9 protein-coding genes are annotated in these 11,527 nt (G+C 72.3%); all 9 read right to left on the bottom strand.

Annotation, left to right across the window (positions count from 1 at the left end; all coding sequences use genetic code 11):
* Positions 1-765 precede the first annotated feature (765 nt).
* Positions 766-2,037, bottom strand: coding sequence for a tyrosine--tRNA ligase (gene tyrS, locus ACFQ53_RS14020; RefSeq protein ID WP_377860688.1), 1,272 nt, complete (start codon positions 2,035-2,037; stop codon positions 766-768).
* Positions 2,038-2,155: 118 nt separating this feature from the next.
* A complete protein-coding gene (argH, locus tag ACFQ53_RS14015; RefSeq protein WP_377860691.1) occupies positions 2,156-3,586 on the bottom strand; it encodes an argininosuccinate lyase in 1,431 nt (476 codons plus the stop codon).
* A gap of 83 nt (positions 3,587-3,669) precedes the next feature.
* Complete coding sequence (locus tag ACFQ53_RS14010) at positions 3,670-4,908, bottom strand: argininosuccinate synthase (RefSeq protein WP_249479159.1); 1,239 nt, start codon at positions 4,906-4,908, stop codon at positions 3,670-3,672.
* 147 nt (positions 4,909-5,055) lie between these two features.
* Positions 5,056-5,634 carry an arginine repressor gene (locus ACFQ53_RS14005; RefSeq protein ID WP_377860686.1) on the bottom strand — a complete coding sequence of 193 codons (579 nt, stop codon included), beginning with the start codon at positions 5,632-5,634 and terminating at the stop codon, positions 5,056-5,058.
* Complete coding sequence (gene argF / locus ACFQ53_RS14000; RefSeq protein WP_377860684.1) at positions 5,631-6,611, bottom strand: ornithine carbamoyltransferase; 981 nt, start codon at positions 6,609-6,611, stop codon at positions 5,631-5,633. The genes ACFQ53_RS14005 and argF overlap by 4 nt, the downstream gene beginning before the upstream one ends.
* Before the next feature lies 1 nt (position 6,612).
* The gene (locus ACFQ53_RS13995) at positions 6,613-7,914 is read right to left on the bottom strand and encodes an acetylornithine transaminase (protein ID WP_377860682.1); all 1,302 of its coding nucleotides are present in this window, start codon (positions 7,912-7,914) and stop codon (positions 6,613-6,615) included.
* On the bottom strand, positions 7,907-8,932 hold the full coding sequence (argB, locus tag ACFQ53_RS13990; RefSeq protein WP_377860680.1) for an acetylglutamate kinase: 1,026 nt from the start codon (positions 8,930-8,932) through the stop codon (positions 7,907-7,909). The genes ACFQ53_RS13995 and argB overlap by 8 nt, the downstream gene beginning before the upstream one ends.
* Positions 8,929-10,098, bottom strand: a complete 1,170-nt coding sequence (argJ, locus tag ACFQ53_RS13985; protein ID WP_377860678.1) for a bifunctional glutamate N-acetyltransferase/amino-acid acetyltransferase ArgJ — start codon at positions 10,096-10,098, stop codon at positions 8,929-8,931. The genes argB and argJ overlap by 4 nt, the downstream gene beginning before the upstream one ends.
* A gap of 61 nt (positions 10,099-10,159) precedes the next feature.
* On the bottom strand, positions 10,160-11,290 hold the full coding sequence (argC, locus tag ACFQ53_RS13980) for an N-acetyl-gamma-glutamyl-phosphate reductase (RefSeq protein WP_377860676.1): 1,131 nt from the start codon (positions 11,288-11,290) through the stop codon (positions 10,160-10,162).
* Positions 11,291-11,527 lie beyond the last annotated feature (237 nt).

Here is an 11,527-nt window from a genome sequence, read left to right as displayed (position 1 = left end):
CTCCATCAAAAAATGAAAAACTATAATCCCGACAAAACAAACGACTAGCACATTCATATAAATCTGCTACATCATCCGTCATGCCAAAACAAAAATTTGGCATCAACAAACAGACACGCTATTGAGATCTCAAACAACACGCGCACACCGTTGCAACCCAGATCCTGGGTTGTGTCAGGGGCTCGATGCGCCGTCCGCGGTGCGGCCCGACTCTCCGTCGGGGAGGCGCGAGGCTCAACTATAGTCGAAGCTCCTCGCCTTCCGCAAGCCCTCCGGAGGGATCTGCGCCACATCGTGGTGCGGGTCCCGGGAGGCCCGGTCCAGCTCGTCTCCCTCCTCGGTCCCGGCGTCGTCCCGTGCCCCTCAGGGCCGGCCCTCCGTCGTTGTCCTCGTTGCGGCGACAAGGAAGACATTAGGCCCCGGCGAGAGCGCCGGTCAATTCGGGGCGGGGACTCTGCTGCGACCCCACTTCCGGGTGTCTGTGCAGGTGAAGCGTGTTTGTGAACGTCCATCGCGCCCCTGTGCCGGGGCGTGTGAGCTGCGACTGGGCACGGCATCACATCGGATCTGCACGCGTTCCGCGGCCCGGATGCGGAAGGGCCGGGCCCGACATGTGTCGGGGCCCGGCCCTCGTGATGGTCCATCCGCGGCGGGAGGCCTGCGGGTCGCAGCCGCCCGGACCTCGACCCGTCGCGCCGAGGAACCGCTCGGCCGTCCCGCCCGGTCGCGCAGCCGTTCAGGCGTTCAGGCATTCAGCCCAGCTCGTCAGCCGTCCAGCCGCACCATGGCCGCGGCCTTGCGACCGCGTCGCACGAGCACGTGCCCGCCGGGCAGGGGCGACACCGCCTCGGACAGGGAGCGCTCGATGGACTCGGCGTCCATCTTCTCGCCGTTCACGGTGAGCGACCCCTCGGCTGCGGCCCGTCGGACCTGGGACTTGGAGGTCATGATGCCCACCGCCGTGAAGGCGTCCACGAGTGCCGTCGTGCCGGGCAGGTCGACCGTGGTGAGCTCCCGGGCGATGGCCTCGAGCGTCGGCTCCTCGAGCTCGCGCACCTCTCCCCTGCCGAACAGGACAGCCGCGGCGGCCTCTGCCTGGCGCGTCGCACCGGCCCCGTGCACGAGGGTCGTGAGGTCGTCGGCGAGGGCCTTCTGGGCCCGACGTCGATGGGGCTCCTCGTGCGTCGCGCGCTCGAGCTCCGCGATGTCCTCCTGGTCGCGGAAGGTGAAGTAGCGCAGGTAGTTCACGACGTCCGCATCGGCCGCGTTGAGCCAGAACTGGTGGAAGGCGTACGGGCTCGTGAGCTCGGGGTCGAGCCAGACGGCGCCGCCCTCGCTCTTGCCGAACTTCGTGCCGTCGGCCTTCGTGACCAGGGGCGTCGTGAGCGCGTGGGCGTCCTTCCCCTCGACCTTGTGGAGGAGGTCCACGCCGGAGATGAGGTTGCCCCACTGGTCGTTCCCGCCGAACTGGAGGCTGACCCCGTGGCGCCTGTACAGCTCCAGGAAGTCGATGCCCTGCAGCACCTGGTAGCTGAACTCGGTGTAGCTGATGCCCTCGTCGCTCGCGAGCCGCCGGGCGACGGTCTCCTTCGCGAGCATCGTCCCCATGCGGTAGTGCTTGCCCACGTCCCGCAGGAACTGCAGGGCGCTCATCTGCCCGATCCAGTCGAGGTTGTTGACCATCTGCACGCCGGAGGGGCCCTCGAGGTCGAGGAACCGCGAGATCTGGCCGCGCAGCGAGTCCACCCAGCCCGCGACGATGCTCTCGTCGTTCAGCACCCGCTCCCCCGACATCCGCGGATCGCCGATGAGTCCGGTGGCACCGCCGACGAGCGCGTAGGGCCTGTGCCCGGCGAGCTGGAAGCGGCGCATGGTCAGCACCTGGGTGAGGTGGCCGACGTGGAGCGAGGCGGCGGTGGGGTCGAAACCGCAATAGAGGCTGATCGGTCCATCCGCGAGTGCCGTCCCGAGCGCCTCGCGCCCGCTGGTCTGCACCACGAGCCCACGCCAGGTGAGCTCGTCCAGGATGGTCTGCATCGATCAGGTCCTCTCGATCGGTCCGTTCGCGGCGCCCGGGCGGGCGCTGGGATCATTCTCCCCCACCGACCGCGCCGGGCGCGACGGAGTTCTCGGGCGCCGGCCCGGGGCGCCGCCGTCAGGCGCCGCGGGTGAAGGCGCGCAGGCCCTCGACAGCTGCGCCCAGGGCGTCCTCCTGCTCGGCGACGCGCGCGGGGGCGGTCCCGCCCTTCGCGTCGCGCGAGCCGATGGATCCCTCCACGCTCAGCACCTCGCGGACGGAGGGGTCCAGGTGCTCCGAGATGCTCGCGAACTCCGCGTCCGTGAGGTCCCACAGCTCCTTGTCCTGCTCCTCCGCGGTCTTCACGCAGGCGCCCGAGATCTCGTGGGCGACCCGGAAGGGGACGCCGCGACGCACCAGGTGGTCGGCGATGTCGGTCGCGAGCGAGAAGCCCTGCGGGGCCAGCTGCTCCATGCGCCCGGTGTGGAACACGAGCGTCGCCATCATCCCGGTGAACGCGGGGAGCACGAGGCCCAGCGAGTCGACCTGGTCGAAGACCGGCTCCTTGTCCTCCTGCAGATCCCGGTTGTAGGCCAGGGGCAGCGCCTTGAGCGTCGCCAGCAGGCCCGTGTGGTCCCCGAGGATCCGGCCCGCCTTGCCGCGCGCGAGCTCGGCGATGTCCGGGTTCTTCTTCTGCGGCATGATCGAGGAACCGGTCGAGAAGGCGTCGTCCAGGGTCAGGAAGGAGAACTCCTTCGTGTTCCACAGGATCACCTCCTCCGCGAGCCGCGAGAGGTCGATCCCGATCATCGTCAGCACGAAGGAGAACTCGGCCGTGAGGTCCCGCGAGGCGGTCCCGTCGATCGAGTTCCACACGGAGTCCTCGAATCCGAGGTCCGTCGCCACGGCCCGGGGATCCAGTCCCAGGCTCGAACCGGCGAGCGCACCTGACCCGTAGGGCGAGATCGCCGCGCGGGCGTCGAGATCGCGCAGGCGCTCGACGTCGCGCAGCAGCGGCCAGGCGTGGGCGAGCAGATGGTGGCTCAGCAGCACCGGCTGCGCGTGCTGCAGGTGCGTGCGGCCCGGCATCGCCGCGCCGTGCACCTCCCGCGCGCGCTCCAGCAGCACCCCCACCAGGTCGAGGACCTGGTCACCGACGATGCGCGCGCTGTCGCGGATGAACAGCCGGATCAGCGTCGCGATCTGGTCGTTGCGGGAGCGGCCCGCGCGCAGCTTGCCGCCGAGCTCGTCGCCCGCGCGCTCGATGAGCCCGCGCTCGAGCGCCGTGTGCACGTCCTCGTCGTCCTCGGCCGCGGCGAACGCGCCCGAGGCGACGTCGGCCGAGAGACGGTCGAGGGCATCGTGCATCCGCGTCAGCTCGTCGTCGCTCAGCAGGCCCGCCGCGTGGAGGACCTTCGCGTGGGCCTTCGAGCCCCGCAGGTCGTACTGCGCGAGCTTCCAGTCGAAGTGCGTGGACTTCGAGAGCGCCGCGAGCGCCGCCGCGGGGCCCGAACCGAAGCGCCCGCCCCAGAGCGCGGCGCCGGCTGACGAGGGCGCGCCGTCGGGCACACCCTGCCCGTCGGCCCCCGGGGCCGCGGACGACGCGGAGCCCGCGGGAGACGCGGAGCCTGCGGGCGACGAGGCGGAGCCCGTCACTTCGATCCCTCGTCGGCGGCGTCGACGTCCTCGCCGTTGCCGAAGGCCACGTCGCGGGCCGCGGCCTGCTTGGCGGCGAGCCCGTAGATCTCGATGAAGCCCTTGGCCTGCGACTGGTCGAACTGGTCGCCCTCGTCGTAGGTCGCCATGGAGAAGTCGTACAGCGAGGACTCCGAGCGGCGGCCGGTGACCGTCGCGCGACCGCCGTGCAGCGTCATCCGGACATCGCCGGTGACGTAGCGCTGGGTGTCGTCGATGAACGCGTCGAGCGAGCGCTTGAGCGGGGAGAACCACTGGCCGTCGTACACCATCTCGGTCCAGCGGTCGCCGACGCTGCGCTTGAAGCGGGCCTGCTCGCGCTCGAGGGTCACGCGCTCGAGCTCCTGGTGCGCGGTGATCAGCGCCATCGCACCCGGGGCCTCGTAGACCTCGCGGGACTTGATGCCCACCAGGCGGTCCTCGACGATGTCGATGCGGCCGATGCCCTGCGCGCCGGCCCGGGTGTTGAGCTCCTGGATGGCCTCGAGCGCGCTCACCCGGCGGCCGTCGATCGCCACCGGGACGCCCTGCTCGAAGGAGATCACGACCTCGTCGGGCACCGGCGGGAAGGCCGGGTCGTCGGTGTAATTGAAGACGTCCTTGGTGGGCTCGTTCCAGATGTCCTCGAGGAAGCCGGTCTCGATGGCGCGGCCCCACACGTTCTGATCGATCGAGAACGGGTTGTGCTTCGTGGTCGCGATCGGGAGGTTCTTGCGCTCGGCGTACTCGATCGCGCGGTCGCGGGTCAGCGCGAGGTCGCGCACCGGGGCGATGCACTTGAGCTCGGGCGCGAGCGAGGTGATCGAGACCTCGAAGCGCACCTGGTCGTTGCCCTTGCCGGTGCAGCCGTGGGCGACGGTCGAGGCGCCGAACTTCTTCGCGGCCTTGACCAGATGCTTGGTGATCACGGGGCGGGAGATCGCGGAGACCACGGGGTAGGCGTCCATGTACAGCGCGTTCGCCTTGAGGGCGGGCATGCAGTACTCGTCGGCGAACTCGTCGCGGGCGTCGGCCACGTAGGCCTCGACGGCGCCGCAGTCCAGGGCTCGCTGGCGGACGACCTCGAGGTCCTCTCCGCCCTGGCCGACGTCGACCGCGCAGGCGACGACCTCGGCGCCGGTGGCGTCGTGGATCCAGCCGATGGCCACGGAGGTGTCGAGGCCGCCGGAGTAGGCGAGGACGATGCGTTCGGTCACGGGTGATGCTCCTTCGTGAGGGGTGGAAACGGGTGGGTGCGTCGGCGCGGGGCCGACGGCGGTCGGGTCGGGGCGGGGTCGGTGCTGCGACGGGTGCGTCCCTGCCGACGGAGGTCCGGGGTCATTGTCCCCCGGCGGGGGCTCGGCTCAGGGCGCGGTCCGCGTGGTGTCGAGCTCGGCGTCGGGCGGCTCGCCCTCGCCCCGACGGCCCTCGGCGAGGGCCAGGAGGCGGGCGGCGAGCGCGTCGGCCGCCTCGTTGTCGCGAGCCACGAGCATCACCGTGTCGTCGCCGCCGATCGAGCCGACGAGCTCGGGCAGCACCGAGCGGTCGATCGCGGAGGCGAGGAACTGCGCCGCCCCGGGCGGGGTGCGCAGCACGATGATGTTCTGCGCGACGTCGGCCGAGGCGAGGAGCTCCTCGATCAGCCGGCGCAGCCGGGCCCCGATCAGTTCGGTGCTCGCGACCCGGCGCGAGCTGCCGGGGTCTCCCCCGTCGGCCGGCACCTGGTAGACGAGACCGCCGCTGCTGCCGCGGACCTTCTCGGCGCGCAGCTCGACGAGGTCGCGCGAGAGCGTCGCCTGGGTGACGTCGATCCCGCACTCGCCGAGCAGGTCCGCCAGCTGCGCCTGCGAGGAGACCTCGCGGGTGGTGAGCAGCTCGACGATGCGCTCCTGGCGCGCGGTCTTCGTCTGCGCGAGCGTGCGGGGATGATCCGTGGTGCTCATCGCTGCCCCAGGGGTCGGGCGTGCGCCGCGGAGACCGCGTCAGGATGCTCGAGCAGCCACGTCAGCAGCGCCTTCTGGGCGTGCAGGCGGTTCTCCGCCTCGTCCCAGACCACCGAGCGGGGCCCGTCGATCACGGAGGCCTCGACCTCCTTGCCCCGGTAGGCGGGCAGGCAGTGCAGGAAGATCCCGCCCGAGCGCGCCATCAGCGACTCGGTCACCGCGTACGGGGCGAAGGTCTCCTCGCCGCGACCGCCCTCGCCCTCCTGGCCCATCGAGACCCAGGTGTCGGTGATGACGGCGTCCGCCTTCTCGACGGCCTGCGCGGGATCGTCGGTGATGGTCACGCTGCCGCCGGTCTCGCGCGCGATGGCCTCGGCGTCGCGGACGACGGGCGCGGCGGGCAGGTGGCTCGCCGGGCCCGCGATGCGCACGTCCATGCCGGCGGTCACCCCGCCCAGCAGGTAGGAGTGCGCCATGTTGTTCGAGCCGTCGCCGAGATAGGCCATCGAGCGGCTCTCGAGCGCCGCGTCGTCCGCCCCGAACCCGCCCGTGTGCTGGGCGATCGTGAGCAGGTCCGCGAGGATCTGGCAGGGGTGGAACTCATCGGTCAGCGCGTTGATCACCGGGACGCTCGCATGGTGCGCCATCTCCTCGATCCGGGACTGGCCGAACGTGCGCCAGACGATCGCCGAGACCTGCCGGGTGAGCACGCGCGTGGTGTCGGCGATCGACTCGCCGCGGCCCATCTGGCTCGTCGACGCGTCGAGCACAAGCGGGCTGCCGCCGAGCTCGGCGACGCCGGTCGCGAAGGACACGCGGGTACGGGTCGAGGCCTTGTCGAAGATGACGGCGACCGTGCGCGGGCCCTCGAGGGGCCGACGGGCGAAGCGGTCCTCGCTGAGCGCCTGGGCGAGCTGCAGCACCTGCTTCTGCTCGCGCGGGCTCAGGTCGTCGTCTCGCAGGAAGTGACGGGGCATCTCAGGACCTCTTCTCGGTGGTCTCGGGCTCGGTGATCGCGGGCTCGGTGTCGGCGGGTGCGGGCTCGGTGTCGGCGGGTGCGCTCGCCGCGTCGAGCAGCCCGGGCAGGGCGTCGACGAAGGCGTCGAGCTGGTCGCTCGTGATGATGAGCGGCGGGGCCAGGCGCACCGTGCGCGGGTTGGCGGCGTTGATGATGAATCCGGCCTCGAGCGCGGCGGAGACGACCTGCGGGGCGACGGGGTCGGCGAGCGCGATCCCCCGCAGCAGTCCCTCGCCGCGGATGCCGAGCACGCGCGGGTCGGTCGCGGCGAGGTCCAGGGTCCGGTCCGCGAGGTGCTGCCCCGTGCGCCGGGCGTTGCCCAGGAGGTCGTCCTCGGCGATGGTTCCCAGCACGCTGAGCGCGACCGCCGCGCCGAGCGGGTTGCCGCCGAAGGTCGTGCCGTGCTGGCCGGGCTGCAGGAGGGCGCGCGCCCTCGGGCTGTAGGCGATCACGGCGCCGATCGGGAAGCCGCCGCCCAGTCCCTTGGCGAGGGTCATGACGTCGGGCACGACCCCGTCGACCCCCTGGTGGGCGAACCAGTGCCCGGTGCGGGCGATGCCGGTCTGCACCTCGTCGAGGATCAGCAGCGTGCCGTGCTGCGCGGTCAGCTCCCGGGCCGCGCGGAGGTACTCGGCATCCAGCGGGACCACGCCCGCCTCGCCCTGGATGGGCTCGAGGAAGAGGGCGCCGACGTCTCCCGGGGCGAGGGCGCGGGCGAGCGCGTCCGTGTCGTTCGGGGGTACGAACTCGACGCCCCCGGGAAGGGGCTCGAAGGGCGCGCGGTAGGCCTCCTTGTGGGTGAGCGCGAGGGCTCCCATGGTGCGGCCGTGGAAGGCGTTCTCGAGGGCGAGGATCCGCGGGCGCTCGGTGCGCCGCGCGAGCTTGAAGGCCGCCTCGTTGGACTCGGTGCCCGAGTTCGTGAAGAACACGCCCGACCCCTCGGGGGCCTCCGCGAGGCGCAGCAGGGTCTCGGCGAGCTCGATCTGGGTGGGCGTCGCGAAGAAGTTCGAGACGTGCGCGAGGGACTCGACCTGCTTGGTCATCGCGGCGACCAGCGAGGGGTGCGCGTGGCCGAGCGCGTTCACGGCGATCCCGCCCAGCAGGTCCAGGTACTCCCTGCCCTGCGCGTCCCACACCAGCGCGCCCTCGCCGCGCACGAGCACCCGCTGCGGGGCGCCGAACACGCCGAGCATCGAGCGCGAGTAGCGGGCGGCGAGATCCTCGGCGCCCGCCGTCGTCTCCCCTGCGGTCGGCTCAGACATAGTCGTCCCTCCTCACCATCGTGCCCACGCCCTTGGCGGTGAACACCTCGAGCAGCACCGCGTGCGCGATCCTGCCATCGGTCATGGCCGCGGTGCGCACTCCGGCGTCCACGGCGTCCAGCAGCGACTCCGCCTTCGGGATCATGCCCGCCGTGAGCGAGGGCAGCATCTCGCGCAGGTCGCTCGCGCTGATCTCGGGGATCAGGGAGTCGCGGTCGGGCCAGTCCCGGTACAGCCCCTCGACGTCCGTGAGGACCACGAGCTTCTCGGCGTCGAGCCCCGCGGCCAGGGCGGCCGCGGCGAGATCGGCGTTGATGTTCAGCACCGCGCCCGTCGGCCGTCCGCCGGCGTCGATCTCCGGGGCGATCGAGGAGACCACGGGGATCCGTCCCGCATCCAGCAGGTCCTGGATCGACTCCGGCCGCACCTGGGTCACCGCTCCGACGTGCCCGAGGTCGAGCTCCTCGCCGTCGACGACGGCGCCGCGGCGGCGGGCGGAGAACAGCCGGGCGTCCTCGCCGGACATGCCGATCGCATAGGGCCCGTGCTCGTTGATGAGGCCGACGAGCTCACGGCCCACCTGCCCCACGAGCACCATCCGCACGATCTGCATGGTCTCCTCGTCGGTCACGCGCAGACCGGCGCGGAAGGCGCTCTCGACGCCGACGCGCTCGAGCATCGAGTTGATCTGCGGGCCGCCGCCGTGGACGACGACCACGTGGATGCCGGCGTGGCGCATGAACACCATGTCGGCCGCGAAGGCACGGCGCAGCTCGTCGTCGATCATGGCGTTCCCGCCGTACTTGACCACGACGATCTTGCCCATGAAGCGCTGCATCCAGGGCAGGGCCTCGATGAGGATCTCGGACTTCGCGCGGGCGTCCGCCTGCGCCGGCGTGAGATCCCCCAGAGGGTTCTTGGAGTCCGCGAGCGGCGCGGCGGGGCCCGTGGCGCCGGTGGATCCGGCAGGGCCTGCAGCGCCGGGTGCGCCGGTGGGGGCGGGGTTCGTCTCGGTCATGAGGAGTAGGCGCTGTTCTCTTCGACGTAGTCGTGGGTGAGGTCGTTGGTCCAGATGTCGGCATCGGCCTCCCCCGCTCCGAGGTCCACCTCGACGAGGGTCTCGCGCGGGGTCATGTCCACCAGGGAGCGGTCCTCGTGGGCGCCGCCCTCGCGGCACACCTGCACGCCGTTCACGTGCACGGACAGCGCATCGGGGTCGAAGGGCGCGACCTCCTCGGGCACGCAGCCCGCGGCCGAGACGATCCGCCCCCAGTTCGGGTCGTTGCCGAAGACCGCGGCCTTCACGAGGTTCGACCGGGCGATCTCGCGGGCGACGGCGAGCGCGGCGTGCTCGCTGGTGGCGCCGGTGACGACCACGTGCACGTCGTGGCTCGCCCCCTCGGCGTCGGCGACGAGCATGCGGGCGAGGGCGGCCGACGCCTCCCGCAGGGACTCGGCGAGCTCGGCGGCGCCGACCTCGATGCCGCTCGCGCCCGAGGCCAGCAGGATCACGGTGTCGTTCGTGGACATGCAGGCGTCCGAGTCGACCCGGTCGAAGGTGGTGCGGGTGGCCTCGCGCAGGGCGGAGTCGGCGACGTCGGCGGTCACGACCGCGTCCGTGGTGAGGACCACGAGCATCGTCGCGAGCTGCGGGGCGAGCATCCCCGCGCCCTTGGCCATGCCGCCGATGCGGGCGCCCGAGGGCGTCGTGATCTCGACGGTCTTCGGGACGGTGTCGGTGGTCATGATCGCGCGCGAGGCGTCGGCCCCGGCGTCGGCCCCCGGATCCAGGGCGTCGCGGGCGCTCATCGCTCCTCCGAGGACCGCGTCCATCGGCAGGCGCTCGCCGATCAGACCCGTCGAGCAGACCAGGACGTCCTGGGCGGAGATCTCGAGCAGCGCCCCGACGTGCTCGGCGGTGCGGTGGGTGTCGGCGAAGCCCTCGGGGCCCGTGCAGGCGTTGGCTCCGCCCGAGTTCAGGATCACCGCGCGGGCACGGCCGTCCGCCACGGCCTGGCGGGACCACTGGACGGGCGCGGCCTGCACGCGGTTGGAGGTGAAGACGGCGGCCGCGACGTCGAGCGGCCCCTCGTTGAGGACGAGGGCGAGGTCGGCGGCGGCGGATGCCTTGATGCCGGCGGCGATCCCGGCGGCGAGGAATCCTTCGGGGAAGGTGACGGACATGGTGTGTCTCCCGTGGTGCATGAGAGGCGGACGATGGAGGGGCGCCGAGGGGCGCGGGCGCTCAGGGCGCGAGGGCGGTGCGCGGCAGGCCCAGGGTCTCCGGGAGGTCGAGGGCGATGTTCATGGACTGCACGGCGGCGCCGGCGGTGCCCTTGACGAGGTTGTCGATCGCGGAGATCACCGTGACCTGCCCGCTTCGTCGGTCCACGGTCGCGCCGATGCGCACGGTGTTCGCCCCGACCACCTGCTGGGTGCTGGGGACGGACCCGCCGGGGAGGACGTGCACGAACGGCTCGTCCGCGAAGTCCGCGCCGAGGGCGTCCAGGAGCGCCTGCTCGGTGACGCCATCGCCCGCGGGCGCGGTCACGACGGCCAGGATGCCGCGCGTCATGGGCACCAGCACGGGGGTGAAGGTGAGGCGTGCGTCGGCGGCGCCGGAGGCGCGGCGCAGGTTCTGGAGGATCTCGGGGATGTGCCGGTGCGTGCCGCCGACGCCGTAGGCCGCGGCGCCGCCTGCGGCCTCCGCGAACAGCAGGTGCTGCTTGGGGCTGCGGCCCGCACCCGAGTAGCCGACCGGGAGGACGGCGCTCAGCGCGCGATGGTCGACGAGGCCCGCGCGCACGAGCGGCGCGAGGGCGAAGGTCACCGCGGTCGCGTTGCAGCCGGGAACCGCGATCTCGCGGGCGGTGCACAGCAGGTCGCGCTGGCGGGAGGCGCCGTCGGCCGATCCCCCGGCGACCAGCGGCAGCTCGGGCATGCCGTAGGTCCAGGTCCCCGAGTGCTCCCCCGCGTAGTAGTCGGCCCAGTCCTGGGCGCTCTCGAGCCGGTGGTCCGCGCCGAGATCGACGACGAGCACCTCGGGATCGCTCGCGCGCAGCCGGGCGGCGATCTGCCCCGACTGGCCGTGCGGCAGGGCCAGCACGACCACGTCGTGACCCGCGAGGTTCTCGACGGTCGTGTCGACGAGCTCGAGATCCTCGTCCAGATGCACGTGGGGCGCGACCTCGCTGAGGCGCTTGCCGACGCTCGAGTGCGCGGTCACGGTGGTGACGTCGATCCGCGGATGGTCGGCGAGGATCCGCAGGGTCTCGCCGCCCGCGTACCCGGAGGCGCCGACGACCGCGGCGCGCAGGCGCGCAGGGGCGTTCGAGGGGTGCGGTGCGGGCGCGTCGGGGAATCCGGAGGGCGTCATGCGCAGAACTATACAGGAGGATGCATAGTCACGCACATCGGGGCGAGGTCGAGGCGGCGTCGAGGTGGGGACGGGCGCGACACGACGTCACCGGAATCCCCGGAGCAGCCGGAGCCCCCGACACGAGAAGCGGGGGGCGGCCCCCCGGGGGGGGGCGCCCCCCCGGCCCCCCCCACCCGCAGGCCCCCCCCCGCCCCCCCCCGAGGGCACGCCCCCCGCCCCCCCCCCCCCCCCCCC

The organism is Brachybacterium sp. NPDC056505 (assembly GCF_042794925.1).
GTDB lineage: Bacteria > Actinomycetota > Actinomycetes > Actinomycetales > Dermabacteraceae > Brachybacterium > Brachybacterium kimchii.
The sequence above is the reverse complement of the archived record's forward strand: the minus strand, read 5'-3'. Positions and strand labels throughout refer to the sequence as shown.

Bases quoted from the DNA above. Each gene is read 5' to 3' on its own strand.
- argF (WP_377860684.1), bottom strand. From the start codon at position 6,611: ATGCCCCGTCACTTCCTGCGAGACGACGACCTGAGCCCGCGCGAGCAG.
- argJ (WP_377860678.1), bottom strand. From the start codon at position 10,098: ATGTCCGTCACCTTCCCCGAAGGATTCCTCGCCGCCGGGATCGCCGCC.
- ACFQ53_RS13995 (WP_377860682.1), bottom strand. From the start codon at position 7,914: ATGTCTGAGCCGACCGCAGGGGAGACGACGGCGGGCGCCGAGGATCTC.
- argC (WP_377860676.1), bottom strand. From the start codon at position 11,290: ATGACGCCCTCCGGATTCCCCGACGCGCCCGCACCGCACCCCTCGAAC.
- ACFQ53_RS14005 (WP_377860686.1), bottom strand. From the start codon at position 5,634: ATGAGCACCACGGATCATCCCCGCACGCTCGCGCAGACGAAGACCGCG.
- tyrS (WP_377860688.1), bottom strand. From the start codon at position 2,037: ATGCAGACCATCCTGGACGAGCTCACCTGGCGTGGGCTCGTGGTGCAG.
- argB (WP_377860680.1), bottom strand. From the start codon at position 8,932: ATGACCGAGACGAACCCCGCCCCCACCGGCGCACCCGGCGCTGCAGGC.